The sequence below is a fragment of the Arthrobacter sp. C152 genome (assembly GCF_054890965.1).
In genome coordinates this window covers 40,469-55,441 of the sequence record NZ_JBTZSU010000010.1, presented here as the reverse complement: position 1 = coordinate 55,441, position 14,973 = coordinate 40,469, and the positions used below count along the sequence as shown (strand labels likewise).

Genomic DNA, 14,973 nt, shown 5'->3' with positions numbered 1-14,973 from the left:
TACCTCCCGCACTTAGTGCAGCGCCGACGGAACCCTCCATCGGAGTCGGTTTCTGCGAGCCAATGGTGCCCGATATTGAGCCTGCACAGCAGGGCCTGGATCATGACCGCTCCTCTTCGAGAATGTGTATCCCAGCCCACTTTCAATTATGTTCCTGAAACCTCTGAACCGGTCCTTGATACGCGATGATGAATCAGCAGAAATTCCAGAAGGATCGTAGCGTGGCCCCATCCCAGGCATCGCCTTCCACCATGACCTGCTGTGCGCCGACAATCCGAAAAGCTACCTCAACATCGGTAGCTGGACCTCCTCGGATCCGATCAACAGGCCTGCATCTTGGCGTCTCCGCATTGCTCCAATGCTATGGAAGATCACGAAGGCTGCGTCAGCGGGACGTTTACGGCCTTTAGCTGGCGGGCTTGCAGAGTCGGTCCAGGGTCTCATTGAGGGTTGACTCAATTTGGCCGTTGAGGAGATCACGCTTGTTCGCGGTGGACGGATCCTCGAATTCGGTGGGCATTGGTGGAGTTGTGACGGTCATGGCTGCCTGGTATCGCCCGTCTGCGCTGCTGACCGCTACCGTCTGGTAGTCCCAGAAGGATCCCCGGCCCTCGTGTCTCGACTCTTTCGAGCATCCGTCCGCGTGCTCCCAGACTCCCAGCCCGTACGGGCCAAAGCCGGGGCTTGTCTTCATCTCCTTTAGCGAGGCCGCAGACACCGCCCGCCCCTGGAAGATGGTGGCCATGAGAAGGTTGAGGTCTTCCATGGTCGATACCGCGCCGCCAGCCGGGTTGCCGACTGTGAAGGTGTTGTCTGTCGTGTCGACGCGTTCACCGTGCAGGGTCACGTAACCGTGCAGTAGCCCGGTCTCGTGCGGGTCTAAGTGGTCGAGGCTGGTGTGCTTCAAACCGAGTGGGCCAATGACCTCCTCTTGCATGACCTGGACGAAGGGTTTGTGCCGCAGCGTCTGGACGAGGAGGCCGAGGGCGAGGTAATTGGTGTTGGAATACTTGAAGGTCCCGACACTGGCCGGGGTCCAGGGGAGGGTGCCTGCCAGTTCCAGGCCCCGCTCCATGGTGAGTGTCTGTGAGAGCACAGGGCGGAAGTCGACATCCTTGGGCAGGGCGTCATTGACCTCGGGGATCCCGGACGTGTGGCTGAGCAGTTGCCTCACGGTGATGAGCCCCGGGGGTTTGAGTGTGGATGTGAACCCGGGAATGATGTCGTTGACGGGATCGTCGAGGCCGATGAGGTGGTCGTCCACGAGCTTCAGCACGGTCACGGCTGTCATCGTTTTGGTGACGCTGGCGACCTCGGCCCGGTCCGTGGGCTGCGCCGGGGTCCTGGATTCGAGGTCGCGCACGCCGTAGGCCTTGGACCACTCGCCCTCGGGCCAGCGGACCTGTACGACGGTGGCCACGGCGCCCTCATCCATGAACAGCTGAATCTGATTTTCCAGGGAGGTGAAGGGACTGGGCGAGCTGGGTGCTGGTTTGGGCTCATCAGGGGAATAGGTGCAGCCGGATAGAGCGAGGATCAAACCGAGGGCCGCTGGCGTCCAAACGTGATTCTTCGTGCGCATTGTCCGGATCCGGTGGGGACGAGGTTAGAGGTCGGGGCCGCGTGCGGCACCAGGTCCGGCCAGACCTGCGATGGCACCGTCGCCCAGCTCCTCAATTTTATGACTGGCCCTCGTGGTCGGGAAGGCCTGTACAAAGCCAGGCCTACTTACCTAGCAGCGCTCCGTCCGCTCCTCACTCCCCGGCATGGCCTACGTTCCGCTGTCTGCCGCGAATTGCCTTTCGTTCTCCCCATGAGCTGAATGCCATCGACGAATTGCCGCTGAGTCGAGCTCACCGCTGTTAAAGTCTTCCCAGGCTTTTGAGCAGCTCGTGGACCGTGCTGGAAAGGATTCTCGCCGTGAACAACGGATACCAGGACGCCGCAAAGCGGCGAAAATCCTTGGAAGCCAAGTCCACACCCGCTCCCGTTAACCCGCAGCATTGGCCGTGTTGTGAGTCTTGACGTTAGTCGTGTTCGTAGACGTCGGCGCCGAACGCGGCTATCCCGGGGTCCTTGGCGGTGCCCAGACGGGGCAGGGAGAAGAAGTCTTCCAGGGTTGCCAGCAGGCTGTAATGGTTATAGGGGTGGACAGAAGTCCCTCCAGGGGTACTGAAGGGGGAGAGGACCAGTGCGCCGATCCGTCCGCCTGCTGTTCCTCCGGGCACGCTGCCGGGTGTTCCTTCTGCGGGGCCCGCGACGCCGCGTTCGGCTTCATCAAAGGTGATCACGAGCATGCCATCCTGCTGATACGCCGGTGAGGCCAAGATGGCCGGCACTTGCTCGCGGAGCCATTGGTCGGCGGCAGGCAGTCCGCCTTCTGTGCCGTCTACGCAGGGGTGATCATGACCGTCGTGGCAGAGGTTGGGCGTGATGTAGGCAAGGTTGGGGGTAGTCTCAGCGGACGCGAGGTCGCGGGAGAGACGTGCGAAGTTGACCACGTTATTGGTGCACTCAGGTGATGATGTGATGGAACGGAAGTAGACGAACGGGTTGTGCTTGGTGGCGTATTGGCCTTCCGTTGTGGCTTTCACATGGGTGTCATTTGCGTACAGATCAGGGTGCAGGCAGGGGCTCGGCATATCCTCCATGTAGCCTTTCCAGGTCTTTCCCGATGCTGTCAATTGGCTGGCCAATGTGGGCACGTCCGCGGGAAACACGCAACCGTCACCCTCCAACCTGCCCTGAGCGTCGGCGCCAGTCCGCTGGAACGGGCTGTAGGTGTGGCAGTCACGCCGCGTGCTGCCGTTAGGGGGTTGACCGGAGATTTGGGCTATGTAGTTCGGCAGGGAATCGTGTGCGATGCCGTAGTAGTTCTGCAGCAAAACTCCCCGCCTGCGAAGAGTGACTGAGAGGTAAGGGGCGGCAGATCCGGCACCCCAGACTGTGTCGTAATTCTGGTTCTCCAAGTTGATCACGAAGATGTGCCGCGGCGTGCCTGACTGCCCGGGTAGGCCTCCGTTCGATGCTTCGCCGGGGACAGAGGGCTGGCACGCCACGATGGCCCACAGCATCAGGGCCAGCCCCGGCAGAAGCCAACGGCCGCTGGCATGAGTAGCCGGCGCTACGTTCCTTCTCACAACCTGGCCCCTACTCCCTGTCGAAAACCACCCCTGCCGCTGAACCACGTGCCGGTTGGCCCCCGGGTCAGTTCAGCCTTGAGGCTACTGTTGCACCCCTCAAGCTCCCTAGGAATTGGAATGCGCCGTAAATGTGGCATTTATGCGGGGCGAGGCCGATGGTGCTGCGGTGACACGCCTAGGGCGCCTCACGACTAGCTTTGCCGGGCTCCTGAGCCCCGGGGACCGCCCCTTCTGAGGCCTACTGGTGACCCGGCGTATTGTGAGCTGGCGAATAGGCTCTCGATGTAGAGGCTCAATAAGTGCCGGTCTCAGGGCTTTCGAGCCGATGCCATGGTGAGAAACCCTTCGGTATGCAAGCGTTCGGATTACAGCGAAGGATAAGCGACGGTGAGGGGCTCAGGTTGTGCGAGAAGAACTGAACGGTCTGAGGAAGCGCGCGCTGGTCTGGCGTGGGGCGCCCGCTACGGCAGGTCCTGAGCGCAGCCGTGAAACCCGTTGACGAGGCCGCCCTGGAACTGCTGGACCTCGTGGACGGAGTACTTGTCCGACGCTCAGTGCAACGGCTCGAATCCACGGCCTGGGCAACAAGTACGGTAGCCCGTCTTTCCGGTGATGAGTTCATTGTTGTTGACGGCTTCGCCGGCCCGCAGGAAGCAACCGGCCTTGCGGCCCGGATCCTCGAGGTCTTGAGGGCACCGACGCAGATCCCGAGCCTGGAAGTTGTCACCTCTACAAGCATCGGAGTCGCCGCGGCCGAGGATGATGATGAAACCACCGGTCGCTAACCGCGCCGCCGAAGGCAGGGCAGCCCGCCGTTGACCGTCAGCTCTTATAGTCTCCACCGCTATCTCGGGCACCCCGCGGGTGATGCCTGCGCGGTCATGGCAGGTCTGCCGGGAGCGATAGTTGTGTCTGCAGGATGCCTGGCAACTGAGTCTATGCATCGGCATTCCTAGGTCATATCGTCCGAGTCTTTCTACTCCGTAAGGGATGACATAACAGTTAGTGCCGGCTGGTCATCTTCGCCTCCCCTGTAATTTGGAAGGTCGTCACCGAATTGGCTTCACAGTGGAGTATGTTGAGGACCATGTTGACCGGATTCAAGAATTTTATCCTGAAGGGCAACGTCGTAGACCTTGCCGTCGCCGTGGTCATCGGTGCCGCTTTCGGCGCCGTCGTCACGGCCTTAGTCCAAAGTGTTCTCATGCCGTTCATTGCGGCTCTGGTCGGATCGCCCAATTTTGACAGTTTCGCTGTCGTTACCCTGAACGGAAACGACATCAAGTTCGGTGTCCTGCTCACGGCAATCGTCAATTTCGTACTCGTGGCGGCAGCCATCTATTTCGTCGTTGTTGTCCCGATGAATCACATGGTCGAACGCCGCAACCGCCGCCTTGGCATCACCCCGGACGTCAAGGACGAGGCGGCCGAGGATCCCCAGATTGCGCTGCTCACGGAAATCCGTGACGCCCTGCAGCAGGACCGCCGCTAATAGCCAACCAGCAACGGCCAGCCCCGGCAGGAGCCGGCAGTTCTTTAGGGGTAAGGCAAATTAGATGTCCGACCCCCCAGCGTCGACCGGGCGATCGTGAAGCGTCTGTGCACATTTATTGCCGGATTTGGATGTTTTAGTGGGTGCGCTGCGATAGCGTATCCGGCAGGAGCTCAGGGAAATAACCCGGCGTCCGAGCATGCCCCATTTTTGCTTTGCAGGTTCCTGTGGCGGGTGTGCTGTTGTTCCGTAATCGATGAAAGGACATGTTCATGGCTGTTTCTATTGAATTGGGCAAGGCACTAGATAAGGCCTACGAGAACTCGACTCTCGACGAAATTCTGGCCGCGCCGCCCTCGGCCCTTGCCGGATTAACGGAAAAGCACGAAGAACTGCTCGCCGGCATGGGTATCAAGACCATCCGCGACCTGGGGAGCAACAAGTTCTTCGCCACAGCTGGTGTGCTCGTGGCACTGGCGGGGAAGGTCGGATAACCCGTCGCTGCCGGCCGCCGACGCGCGCCACAAGAAGGTCCGACCGGCTCGTGAACTGCTCCCCCGAAAGTTGGACTGAAAATTCAGTTCGGACTTACCGGGAGCAGTTTCATGTTTAAGAGCAGTTCGCTGTCTGAGGAGCAGCGCGATGCCGCGGTGGCGTTGTTTGAGATCGGTTGGGGCTCGAGAGCCGTGGCTACAAAGCTCGGTGTGGGTCGAAAAGCTGTCCTCCGCTTGCACGACAGATGGCGCGTTCGTGGAGATACTGCTCTTGTGACCAAGCCAAGCAGCCGAGTGTATTCATTCGAGTTCAAGCTCAACGCTGTGCAGAAGTACGTGCCTGGGCATCACTGAGGCCCTCACATTTCCACAGGCCCGCTTCGCGGGCATCGTTCAGATACTCACGAAGCTGTGCCTTTCTGTCATTTGTTATCCATTGGCATGAGCTGAACGCTACCCGCTACTTTGCCTCGCATCCCACGGGCGCTGAGACAGTTTGCAGCGGAGCGGTTGCGGCGCCTTCTCCGTGCAGCTCTTCGTGCGGAGTAAACGTGCATTCAGGGGCTGGCAACGGTGCGATAGAAGCTGCGGTGACGGCGGGGCGCTCAGAGACCGGCTTACGGACAGTCCTCAAATCTGCGACACGGCGTGAAAGACTCCAGTCATGGTGACCGCTGTTCATTACTTCGCGACTCTTGAAGATCAAATGATGCTGCTCGATTATTTGGGTGAGCCCGCAAAGGTGACCTTGCATCCATGGCCTCTCATCACGACGCCACTGACGGTATTGAACCGGGAAGAGGCGCTTGAGCAATCACGTGTGCTGGTGGTCAATCACCAGCTCGGCTTGCCCATTCCAGTACGTCCCACTGATGCAGCCATGCAAGGTGGCTCGGTCTCCGCCGTCTTCAATAGATTGAACTGGGAGGCGTTAGCTCCCGCTGAGGATGAAGCCTTGATGGACGCCAACGCTTCGCCCACCATCTTGTGGTCTCCTGCTCGTCTGCATACAGAAGCGATCTTGCCCAGCTCGCTGGGCTCACAAGCAGATTCGATGGCGCAGATTTCCAAGGACTATGAACGGTGGGTCAATCGCAGCATGTCATGGGTTCGGCGCAACGGAACTCAGGTGTGGGGGTTGGAAGGGCGCCAGACGCGGCCAGACTTAGACGTCGACCTCAGCTTCATCAGCACCGTCTTTGCACTCCCGGGCGCCTTGAAGGCGTTGGAATCTGGCACACCGGGCCGGAGCTCTGAATCAATGAAAGGCGAAGCAGCAACCGGAAAGGAATGATCCAGGAGAACTGCGACCTCTCCGCCCGTAGAGGATCCCTTATCGAACGCCTTTCAGGTCCGGGCAGGACATCGGTTACGGTGCAGTGTCTCCTAGTATGAGGAATCGAGGTATCGATGGATCCCGCCGGCAGGTCCGCGCTCCATTACGCAGCACTTGCGAATGAAGCCAGCGAGGTGACGCGCCTGATCGCGGAAGGCGAGTCGCCCGATTCGTCGGACAGTCAGGGATTTAGCCCGCTTCATTTTGCTTGCCAGGAACACGCCCTTTCCGCGGCGGCCGCGCTCCTCAATTTGGGTGCAACGATCGACGCAACCAACACCTTCGGCAATACACCGCTGTTCGTTGCCGTATTCAACTCGCGCGGGCGGCCGGAAATGGTTGACCTGCTGCGCTCACTCGGAGCCGATCCACTGCACCAGCGAGGCGGGTACCGTTTTGGTACCATAGCCGTATGGCTATGAATCTTCGTGTTCCTGAAGACCTTGATCGGCGGCTGGAGAAGTTGGCTGCCGAGGAACATACGTCGAAGTCTGCGCTTCTGTTGCAGGGAGCGGAGTTGGTTCTGCAGCGGCACGCGCGACGGCGTGAAATCAGTGAGGGCCTTGATTTTGTTATGGGTCATGACGCTGATCTGCTGAAGCGCCTTGAAGACGCGTGACAGCGTACCTGGACATTGAGGATGCACTGCAGGTGGTTGATCGGTATGGCTTTCATATCCGAGATGTCGGGTTGTTGGCCTCGGCATTGGCGAGGCCCGCTACGACGGTCATGGGGGCGGAAGCCTATCCGGATCTCGCGGTGAAGGCGGCAGCCTTGTTGGAGTCGGTGGCCCGGTTTCATCCACTCATTGATGGGAACAAACGGACGGCGTGGACGCTCATGGTGCTGTTGCTGTGGATCAACGGTTACCGGCATGACTTCACCACGGATGATGGCTTCGACCTCGTCGTCGGAGTCGCCGCGGGCGCCATGGACTTGCTGGACTCTGCAGCCGAGCTCTCCGGGCATCTGGTGCCACGGTAGTCCTCCAGCGTCCCGAGAGGGGGTGTGGACAATGTCCACACTTTTCGTCTCGTACTGGGCCAAACAGCCTTCGGACTGCCCCGGACTCCGCATCTTTTCGCGGGTTCCCGGTGTTTTCAAGGGCGGGAATGTAGTTCGAGTCCCACCTCGGGCACCGACGACGTCCAGCATGAGGACATCCGCAAGGGCAGCTTCGGGATGCTGTTATCGAAGGAGTACTGGCGTACCACCCTCTTCATCGCCGGGTTCTGGTTTTGGGCCGCCCTCGTGCAGTTGCGGCTGGGGCAGAGTTCGCTGGGTGTGCCCGGCTCGCCCGCTGCGGCGTCGATGCCGTACTTTTCGAGGATCTTCTTGATGGCGCCGTCTTTGCGGAGTTTCTCGATGTCCTCATCAAGTGCCTTGCCAAACGCTGAATTGTCCAGGCTTGAGGGGAGCATTACCTGCCCCACAGCAGCGAACTCGGCAACATTAGAGTTCGGCTTCACATTGATAACCTGGGCACACTCAATGGGTTTGGCTTGAGTTTGTAGGTGCCGGCGATAGCGCTTTGTATGGCTGCGTCGATGCGGCCGGCTTTGAGGTCGGCAAACAGTGATTCGTCGTCCTGGTAGACCTTGAACTTGTCGCCAAGCCACTTCGTCATGCTGTCGTTCCACAGGTTGCCGGAAGTCGAGCCGACCACATGATGCCGAATTCCAGGCAAAGCTCACGTACCGGCGGCAGCGGGGACTGAGGCATGAGATCACCGGAATTGACGTAGATTCGACAACACCCAAGACCGCCCGGCTGTGCTCGATTCCCCGACCGTCCGCGCTCCATGGTGCGGTATAGCCGGTGGGATGTACCTCATCAATGCCAGCGGCGACTCCCCAAGGCCGTCACAGCGGCGGTGATGGCGGTGCCGAGGCCGATCGGGACGCTGAGATGGATCCGGAGCAGGAGTACTCCGATGGCGGCCCCTGCGAACATAGCGAGGACAGCGCCCAGCCGTCGGTTGAGTAACCGGGGCCGTTGCTTGCCCACAAGTGACTCTCCGGCGAGGGAAGTCATCGTGGAAGTAATGACCACTGTGGTCATGTCTCGTACGCCCAGATGCCGCGCAATCAGGGCCTGGGAGCCCATGTGCATGGCGATAACGGCGGCAACAATGACACTAATGGACTGCCGGCCGACGTCTTCCACGATGAGAGAGATGGCGGCGATTCCCGTCAACGCCATACAACCCGCTGCGAGAAGGAGCGTGACCCTCCGGTTCCAGCCTTTCGGGCTTGACTGGAGCGTAAATCCGGCGACCGCTGCGCCGAGGAGAAAGGCGCCAAGTGCTACCAGTGGGCCCAAAGTTGGCAGGTTCGCCGCCCCGGCCAATGCCATCGCAAGAATCACCACGTTGCCAGTCATGTTTCCGGTGAAGATGTGATCAAGTCCAAGGTAGCCGACCGCGTCAACCACACCTGTAACGAGCGTGAGGGCCATCAGGAGCATCAGTCGGAACTTTTCCGGAGACGACACATTATTTTGCGGGGTAGAGGCGGTTTTACTAGCTGAGCTGGCTACGGCTGATGTCATGGTTTAAGGGATCCTTCATCGTGAGGGGTGATCTCTGTGACCACCCCTCGGACATGCTTGTTGGTGGGTTTAAATGGACTGGCTGGCAACTACGGCGATGCCGTCGCTCCGGGGATCTGTGCCGGCGGCTCGGGCGCCCTCGTAGCGTCGCCCTGCAATCATGGATGACCGGCAAGGCCGTCCCGGCCTTTGCCGCTCAGGATCGTGAACGTTGTTTCGCCAAACGGGACAAGGGCGTCATCGTCAATCAGGCCCTCGGCAAGGATGTGGTCGTTGGCCGTCTTTGCGTCCATGCCGCCAACCACGAAGCGCGGACGGCGGGAGTTGCGTCCCGCCGTCGTGAGCCTTTCGGCTTGCTGCCCGGCATTTTTGGCGCGGCGCTCAGCGTTCAAGCTTGGAATGCTCGCCCAGACGGTGCCATGAACGGTTGTGGTAGACCAGGGCGTCGCCGGGTTCGCCCGCCTGGACGTCACGCATCACGCGGGACTCCAGGGCGTGAACGGCGATGATGGTGGAGGTCCCCACCTCCATGCGGTCGATGACGGCGCAGCGCACCCAGGCGCGGACATCCTCATAGACCGCTTCGCCGGTTTCAAGTTGCGACCAGCGGTGTGTCTGGTCAAAGCGGTCGGCGCCGGGGGTCGCTCCAAGCTTGGCCAAGTGGACGTCGTGCGCGTCCAGCAGGTGCACGACGACGGTTTCCGCGTGCGACAGGACCGCGGACGCAGAGGACAGAGCCGAGACCGAGAAAATCAGCAACGGAGGGTCCGCGCTCACTGACACGACCGACGATACCGTCAGCGCCACCGGTCCTTCGCCGGCATCCGCCGTGATGACGGCGACACCTCCCGGGTGCCCACGGAACAGTGCTTTGAATTCGTCGGCCGAGAGGGAGGACGGGAAGCTTTGCTCCGGGGCCCCGAGCCAAGTGTCCGTAGGGTAGGCGTGAAACATCGCTATGACGCCGTGGGGGCGGCGCGGCGGAGTTCCTCGCGAATGATGCTTGTCCCTGCGCTGAGGGCACTCAGCTTGGCGAGGGCGACGTCCCGGGGGAACGGTGCCATGCCGCAGTTGGAGCTGGGGATGAGCTTGTCCGCATCGACGAACTGCAGCGCCTTGCGGAGGGTGTCGGCGACCTCCTCCGGGGTCTCAATGGTGTCGCTTGCGACGTCGATTGCCCCGAGCATGACTTTCTTGCCGCGGAGGAGCTCGATGAGGTCCATGGGCACGTGGGAGTTCTGGGATTCCAGCGAGATGATGTCGATGCTGGAGCTCTGCAGCAGCGGGAACGTTTCCTCGTACTGCCGCCACTGTGAGCCGAGCGTCGCCTTCCAGTCATTATTAGCCTTGATCCCGTAGCCGTAGCAGATATGCACGGCGGTCTCCGCCCGGAGTCCTTCGGCTGCCCTCTCAAGCGCAGCCACGCCCCAGTCCTTGACCTCGTCGAGGAAGACATTGAAGGCGGGCTCGTCGAACTGGATGATGTCCACGCCTGCCGCCTCAAGTTCCTTCGCCTCCTGGTTCAGGATCGTGGCGAACTCCCAGGCCAGCTTCTCGCGGCTCTTGTAGTGGTCATCGTAGAGGGTGTCCACCATGGTCATTGGGCCGGGAAGAGTCCATTTGATGGGTCGGTCGGTGGTTGCGCGAAGGAATTTGGCGTCCTCCACGAATACCGGCTGCTCGCGGCGCACAGGTCCGACGACGGTCGGTACGCTCGCGTCGTAGCGGTCGCGGATGCGCACGGTCTTGCGCTGTTCAAAGTCGACACCGCTGAGGTGCTCGATGAAGGTCGTGACGAAGTGCTGGCGGGTCTGTTCGCCGTCGCTGACGATGTCGATGCCGCGCCGGCTCTGCTCGTGGATGGCGATGCGCAGTGCGTCCTGCTTGCCTTCGAGCAGCGCAGCTCCTTCCAGTTTCCAGGGGGACCAGAGAGTTTCCGGCTGCGCGAGCCACGATGGTTTCGGCAGGCTTCCGACAAGGGTGGTGGGCAAAAGTGTGTTCATGATTGACGATTCTCCGTGGGTCAGTTGACGAGAGCGGGGTAGTTGGCGGTCCACTGGTCCAACAGATCCTTGTGGGGCGTGATGAAGTGCTCCTCCGTGTACTTCGCTTGCGTGAGCGCGAGCTGACTGCGCTCGACGCGGTCGTAGGCGATCTGGGTCCGCGAGTAGTCCTGCTCTCCCAGGCTTGGCTGGTAGACGGGGGCGGCGGTGGAGTTCGCGTTGTAGATCTCCGGGCGGTAGATCTTCTGGAACGTCTCCATGGTGCTGATGGTGCCGATGAGCTGCAGGTTGGTGTAGTCGTTGAGCAGGTCGCCGCGGAAATAGAAGGCGAGCGGAGCCACGCTGCCGCGCGGCATAAAGTAGCGGACCCGCAGCCCCATTTTCGCGAAGTACGCGTCCGTCAGGGAGTAATCGTCCTGCTGGTACTCGACTCCCAGAACCGGGTGACGGTTCCCGGTTTGCCGGTATGTCTTGCTCGTGGAGACGCTGATGCAGACCACTGGCGGCTGCGGAAAGTGTTCCTCGCCTACCGGGGAATCGAGGAAGTGCTGGAACAGCTTGCCGTGAAGGTCGCCGAAGTCTTCGGGAACGGTGGGCTTGCCGGAGTCACCGGCTGCAGCCGGCAGTACGACGCTGAAGTCGAAGTCACGGACGTAGGAAGAGAAATTGTTCCCCACGATCCCTTGGTGGCGGACCCCGTTCAGCAGGTCGACGATCTGGATGTCGAGAACCTCGAACAGCGGGAACTGCTGATCCGTGCCTTCGGCAGTGAGCTCAATCTGCGCGGAGACGATATTGAGCTCAAGCGTGTAGCGGTCCCGGTCCGGGTTGTCCCAGTCTGCGAGATCGTTGAACCGGCGCCGCATCATGGTCAACGCGTTGCGGAGGTTCTCCTGGCGGTGCTCGCCCCGTGCCAAGTTGGCGAAGTTCGTCGTGATCCGGGAGCCTTCGGAAGGGGAGTAGTCCTCGTCGAAGCGGGTGGTGGTGATGCTGAACGTGAAGTCGTCTGCCATGCGCTGCCAATCCATTGATCGTGGGCCGGAGACGCCCTTCCAGAAGGTGATGCCTCCATCGTGCCGCCTTCCTAGGGGTATCGGGTAACTAGGGGTTTCTATGCATTGATATAGGATTTACCTATGCCACAGCTTTCAAGCGGACTCAGCCTGCAGCAGCTCCGCTATTTCATAGAAGTTGCAGCCGAGGGGTCGATCTCCGCGGCTGCCGATCTTCTCTATGTCGCGCAGCCGACCATGTCCGCAGCGATGAAGGACCTTGAGGCACGGGTGGGCCGTGCGCTCCTGGTTCGCTCCGCCCGGGGGGTCACCCTCACCGCCGACGGGGCAGAATTCCTCGGCTATGCGAGGCAGGTCGTCGAGCAGTTCGCCCTCCTCGAGCAGCGCTATCTTGGCAGGCCACCGACGCGACGTCTGCTCGGGGTGTCAACGCAGCACTACTCCTTCGCGGTGGACGCCTTCGTCCGGATGGTCAAGGCCACTGAGGTGGCCGAATACGAATTCTCGCTGCGTGAGTCCCGCACCTGGGACATAATCGAGGATGTCCGGACGCTCCGCAGCGAGATAGGCATCCTCTACCGGAACGATTTCAACCGGAAAGTCATCGACAAGCTGCTCCGGGAATCCGGGCTTGCCTTCACTCCGCTTTTCCTTGCGGATCCGCACATTTTCATTTCACGGAACAACCCGCTTGCCTCAAAAGAGCGGGCGACTCTCGCCGATCTCGCCGGCTTGCCGCGGCTGACCTTCGATCAAGGTGCGAACAACTCTTTTTACTTCGCCGAGGAGATTCTCTCCACATTGTCCAGTAAGCAGGAGATCCGGGTCTCTGACCGTGCGACGATCTTCAACCTCATGATCGGGCTCCACGGCTACACGATCTCGACGGGCATCGTCAGCGGGCAGCTCGACCCGGAGATCGTCGCCATCCCTCTCGACGTTGACGAACGCATCGAGATCGGCTGGATCGGCCATGCCTCTATTCCGCTTACCGACCAAGCGCAGCGCTACCTCAGGGAACTGCGGGCCGTTGTCGCCGAGTTCGGCGTGGCGCTACTCGGCTGACTGCAGTTGAGCGGGCGGTCTTTACCCCTTCAGGGATCGGGCGTGCTTGTTGCAGCGGAGCCGGCTGCAGGTGTCGTATATGCCTGCCGTGGCGGGCGGGACACCAGCGAGGGAACCGGCCTGTTCCAGGTGCTGACGATCCGGCAAGGACATCAGGCCGGGCTTGTAAGGCCGCGGTGCCGTCCTGGCCGAGATGCAGGTTCCCAATATCGGGCCGTTCATCAGGGCTCTTCTGCAAATTCAACTCGCAGGCGGAGGTTCGCTGACCTAAGACGTCTGGTCAGGAGCGTACATTCTCTATCAACTGGGAACCTGAGTATGTGGATCTGCGCTAGGCCCGTTACTTGGCCAACTCCTTCAACCCTTGGGGCATGTTGGGCGGCCCTCTGGAACGCCAAGTCAAAGATACCGAGCAGACACCGTACTGTGTGGTCGGCCCGGATCCGCTGCTGACTGCGGTCCTGGGCAAGGAGTGGCACGACATTTTCAATCGGTCTCGGAATTCGCCCTGCAGGGTAGCCGGATATGCAAGTACAAGAAGTGGACGGTGTCCACACTTTCGTCCCGTACTGGGCCAAACAGCCTCCGGACTGGCTCGGATTCCGCATGTTTTCGCAAGTTCCCAGTGGCTCATCAGTTCGCCATGAGCGCTGGTTCGCGCAGTCCGTTTTGCGCCTAGCAGCCAAATATTCCCTTGGGACATAAAACCCGCACCCCGCGCTGCCTGAGAGCTGGCGCACTCCGCCGGTCAACAATGGTCGGGCGGGCTGGTTCCCGCCCCGGGTAGTGGCAGTTGCATGCAACCGGGGGTGCAACGCCGGTTGCTGATCCTAGACAGGAGCCACGGCCTGATGGGAGCGGGCTGAGCCCCTGCATATCTGTGGCTGCGCTTTAGAGCGCGTGTCGTCTTTAGCGGGCCACCGTTCGGAATCCGCAGTTGCCGCTGGAGGATTCGGGAGTGTTAGACGTTCGTGCCGCAACGCGGTACCTGTTGCAGTAGGAGTCGTGACACAGGTAGGAGCCACCTCGCATCACGCGGCCGGCCCCAATTGTGGGGCCTTGTGGGTTATCGGTAGGGGAGTTGCGGTAGTACTTGGGCAGGAACCAGTCTGAGCACCATTCCCAGACGTTTCCGGCTACTTCGTAGAGGCCGTAGCCGTTGGGTGGAAAGGTTTTCACCGGTGCTGTTCCCAGGTAGCCATCGTCGGTTGTGTTCTTTTGGGGGAATGTTCCTTGCCAGATGTTGCAGCGGTGTTCGCCGTTGGGTGTTAGTTCATTGCCCCAGGCGTACCGCATGCCCTCGAGGCCGCCGCGCGCGGCGTACTCCCACTCCGCTTCGGTGGGCAACCGACGCCCAGCCCAACTGCAATAGGCAAGGGCGTCGGTGTGTGACACGTGGACGACAGGATGGTCCGGGATGTCCTCCCAGTGTGAGTCGAGCCCGCTAGGGTGTGCCCAGTCGGCTCCGCGGACGTTCAGCCACCAGGGGGCTCCCGCGGCGGCGCCTAGTATGTCGTCTCTCTTGGGGGTAGAGAGCAAGTGAAAGACAGCGGATGAGCCGAAGACCTCGGCTTCCGTACGGTAACCGGAGTCTGCCACGAAGGAGGCAAACATCTTGTTGGTGACCGTGGTGGCGTCGATGGCGAATGAGTCGACGCGCACCGGGTGGGCGGGTGATTCCCCGTCCCGGGGGTATCCCTCGCCGAAGGCATCCCCCATGGTGTACGTTCCGCCGGGCAACGGGATGTCCTCGTGGGCCGGTTTCCGTGATCCTGTAGTGGGTGCAGCCGTCTGAGCTGGCTGGGTCGTTCCACTTGACTGGCGTTTCGGTGCACAGCAGCTCTTGCCATGGTCGGTGCTGGAATCACTCAAGGTCA

At 60.9% G+C, this 14,973-nt stretch carries 18 protein-coding genes; 8 read left to right on the top strand and 10 right to left on the bottom strand.

The window, feature by feature from the left end; translation table 11 throughout:
• Positions 1-406: 406 nt before the first annotated feature.
• Together ACYSM9_RS09650 and ACYSM9_RS09645 are read right to left on the bottom strand one after the other, a co-directional pair.
• Positions 407-1,435 (bottom strand): serine hydrolase domain-containing protein, encoded by a 1,029-nt coding sequence (locus ACYSM9_RS09650; protein ID WP_461856756.1) that lies wholly within the window; start codon positions 1,433-1,435, stop codon positions 407-409.
• Between the two features lie 592 nt (positions 1,436-2,027).
• The gene (locus ACYSM9_RS09645) at positions 2,028-3,074 is read right to left on the bottom strand and encodes an alkaline phosphatase family protein (protein WP_461856755.1); all 1,047 of its coding nucleotides are present in this window, start codon (positions 3,072-3,074) and stop codon (positions 2,028-2,030) included.
• Positions 3,075-3,628: 554 nt separating this feature from the next.
• Here ACYSM9_RS09645 and ACYSM9_RS09640 point away from each other — a divergent pair.
• The 7 genes from ACYSM9_RS09640 (at position 3,629) to ACYSM9_RS09610 (ending at position 7,449) form a co-directional block, all read left to right on the top strand.
• On the top strand, positions 3,629-3,928 hold the full coding sequence (locus ACYSM9_RS09640) for a diguanylate cyclase domain-containing protein (protein WP_461856754.1): 300 nt from the start codon (positions 3,629-3,631) through the stop codon (positions 3,926-3,928).
• Positions 3,929-4,230: 302 nt separating this feature from the next.
• On the top strand, positions 4,231-4,635 hold the full coding sequence (mscL, locus tag ACYSM9_RS09635; RefSeq protein ID WP_461856753.1) for a large conductance mechanosensitive channel protein MscL: 405 nt from the start codon (positions 4,231-4,233) through the stop codon (positions 4,633-4,635).
• 272 nt (positions 4,636-4,907) lie between these two features.
• On the top strand, positions 4,908-5,129 hold the full coding sequence (locus ACYSM9_RS09630) for a hypothetical protein (RefSeq protein ID WP_268003031.1): 222 nt from the start codon (positions 4,908-4,910) through the stop codon (positions 5,127-5,129).
• A gap of 664 nt (positions 5,130-5,793) precedes the next feature.
• Positions 5,794-6,423, top strand: a complete 630-nt coding sequence (locus ACYSM9_RS09625; RefSeq protein ID WP_461856752.1) for a hypothetical protein — start codon at positions 5,794-5,796, stop codon at positions 6,421-6,423.
• A gap of 116 nt (positions 6,424-6,539) precedes the next feature.
• A complete protein-coding gene (locus tag ACYSM9_RS09620; RefSeq protein ID WP_461856751.1) occupies positions 6,540-6,887 on the top strand; it encodes an ankyrin repeat domain-containing protein in 348 nt (115 codons plus the stop codon).
• Entirely contained in the window at positions 6,878-7,084 is a 207-nt protein-coding gene (locus ACYSM9_RS09615) for a ribbon-helix-helix protein, CopG family (protein WP_461856750.1), read from the top strand. The genes ACYSM9_RS09620 and ACYSM9_RS09615 overlap by 10 nt, the downstream gene beginning before the upstream one ends.
• Positions 7,081-7,449: a type II toxin-antitoxin system death-on-curing family toxin gene (locus tag ACYSM9_RS09610; RefSeq protein WP_461856749.1), complete on the top strand. Its 369-nt coding sequence runs from the start codon at positions 7,081-7,083 to the stop codon at positions 7,447-7,449. Before ACYSM9_RS09615 ends, ACYSM9_RS09610 begins: the two co-directional genes overlap by 4 nt.
• A gap of 116 nt (positions 7,450-7,565) precedes the next feature.
• Here the strand turns inward: ACYSM9_RS09610 and ACYSM9_RS09605 are convergent, their stop codons facing one another.
• From ACYSM9_RS09605 to ACYSM9_RS09575, 7 genes are all read right to left on the bottom strand, one after another.
• Positions 7,566-7,934 (bottom strand): hypothetical protein, encoded by a 369-nt coding sequence (locus ACYSM9_RS09605; RefSeq protein WP_461856748.1) that lies wholly within the window; start codon positions 7,932-7,934, stop codon positions 7,566-7,568.
• Positions 7,931-8,092, bottom strand: coding sequence for a hypothetical protein (locus ACYSM9_RS09600; protein WP_461856747.1), 162 nt, complete (start codon positions 8,090-8,092; stop codon positions 7,931-7,933). The genes ACYSM9_RS09605 and ACYSM9_RS09600 overlap by 4 nt, the downstream gene beginning before the upstream one ends.
• 206 nt (positions 8,093-8,298) lie before the next feature.
• Entirely contained in the window at positions 8,299-9,015 is a 717-nt protein-coding gene (locus ACYSM9_RS09595) for a YoaK family protein (RefSeq protein WP_461856746.1), read from the bottom strand.
• Between the two features lie 158 nt (positions 9,016-9,173).
• Positions 9,174-9,308 (bottom strand): hypothetical protein, encoded by a 135-nt coding sequence (locus tag ACYSM9_RS09590; protein ID WP_461856745.1) that lies wholly within the window; start codon positions 9,306-9,308, stop codon positions 9,174-9,176.
• A gap of 88 nt (positions 9,309-9,396) precedes the next feature.
• Positions 9,397-9,969: a flavin reductase family protein gene (locus tag ACYSM9_RS09585; protein WP_461856744.1), complete on the bottom strand. Its 573-nt coding sequence runs from the start codon at positions 9,967-9,969 to the stop codon at positions 9,397-9,399.
• Positions 9,970-9,971: 2 nt separating this feature from the next.
• A complete protein-coding gene (locus tag ACYSM9_RS09580; RefSeq protein WP_461856743.1) occupies positions 9,972-11,018 on the bottom strand; it encodes a methionine synthase in 1,047 nt (348 codons plus the stop codon).
• A 20-nt stretch (positions 11,019-11,038) separates the two neighbouring features.
• A complete protein-coding gene (locus ACYSM9_RS09575) occupies positions 11,039-12,031 on the bottom strand; it encodes a DUF1852 domain-containing protein (RefSeq protein WP_461856742.1) in 993 nt (330 codons plus the stop codon).
• A gap of 123 nt (positions 12,032-12,154) precedes the next feature.
• Between ACYSM9_RS09575 and ACYSM9_RS09570 the strand changes: the two genes are divergently transcribed.
• The gene (locus tag ACYSM9_RS09570) at positions 12,155-13,096 is read left to right on the top strand and encodes a LysR family transcriptional regulator (protein ID WP_461856741.1); all 942 of its coding nucleotides are present in this window, start codon (positions 12,155-12,157) and stop codon (positions 13,094-13,096) included.
• Between the two features lie 909 nt (positions 13,097-14,005).
• Here the strand turns inward: ACYSM9_RS09570 and ACYSM9_RS09565 are convergent.
• Complete coding sequence (locus ACYSM9_RS09565) at positions 14,006-14,968, bottom strand: formylglycine-generating enzyme family protein (protein WP_461856799.1); 963 nt, start codon at positions 14,966-14,968, stop codon at positions 14,006-14,008.
• Between the last annotated feature and the right edge of the window lie 5 nt (positions 14,969-14,973).

Excerpts from the sequence above, each read along its gene's own strand:
- ACYSM9_RS09595 (WP_461856746.1), bottom strand. The coding sequence starts at position 9,015 with ATGACATCAGCCGTAGCCAGCTCAGCTAGTAAAACCGCCTCTACCCCG.
- ACYSM9_RS09625 (WP_461856752.1), top strand. The coding sequence starts at position 5,794 with ATGGTGACCGCTGTTCATTACTTCGCGACTCTTGAAGATCAAATGATG.
- ACYSM9_RS09650 (WP_461856756.1), bottom strand. The coding sequence starts at position 1,435 with ATGGATGAGGGCGCCGTGGCCACCGTCGTACAGGTCCGCTGGCCCGAG.
- ACYSM9_RS09615 (WP_461856750.1), top strand. The coding sequence starts at position 6,878 with ATGGCTATGAATCTTCGTGTTCCTGAAGACCTTGATCGGCGGCTGGAG.
- ACYSM9_RS09590 (WP_461856745.1), bottom strand. The coding sequence starts at position 9,308 with ATGGACGCAAAGACGGCCAACGACCACATCCTTGCCGAGGGCCTGATT.
- mscL (WP_461856753.1), top strand. The coding sequence starts at position 4,231 with ATGTTGACCGGATTCAAGAATTTTATCCTGAAGGGCAACGTCGTAGAC.
- ACYSM9_RS09620 (WP_461856751.1), top strand. The coding sequence starts at position 6,540 with ATGGATCCCGCCGGCAGGTCCGCGCTCCATTACGCAGCACTTGCGAAT.
- ACYSM9_RS09585 (WP_461856744.1), bottom strand. The coding sequence starts at position 9,969 with ATGTTTCACGCCTACCCTACGGACACTTGGCTCGGGGCCCCGGAGCAA.
- ACYSM9_RS09570 (WP_461856741.1), top strand. The coding sequence starts at position 12,155 with ATGCCACAGCTTTCAAGCGGACTCAGCCTGCAGCAGCTCCGCTATTTC.
- ACYSM9_RS09630 (WP_268003031.1), top strand. The coding sequence starts at position 4,908 with ATGGCTGTTTCTATTGAATTGGGCAAGGCACTAGATAAGGCCTACGAG.
- ACYSM9_RS09645 (WP_461856755.1), bottom strand. The coding sequence starts at position 3,074 with ATGCTGTGGGCCATCGTGGCGTGCCAGCCCTCTGTCCCCGGCGAAGCA.
- ACYSM9_RS09575 (WP_461856742.1), bottom strand. The coding sequence starts at position 12,031 with ATGGCAGACGACTTCACGTTCAGCATCACCACCACCCGCTTCGACGAG.
- ACYSM9_RS09600 (WP_461856747.1), bottom strand. The coding sequence starts at position 8,092 with ATGACGAAGTGGCTTGGCGACAAGTTCAAGGTCTACCAGGACGACGAA.
- ACYSM9_RS09580 (WP_461856743.1), bottom strand. The coding sequence starts at position 11,018 with ATGAACACACTTTTGCCCACCACCCTTGTCGGAAGCCTGCCGAAACCA.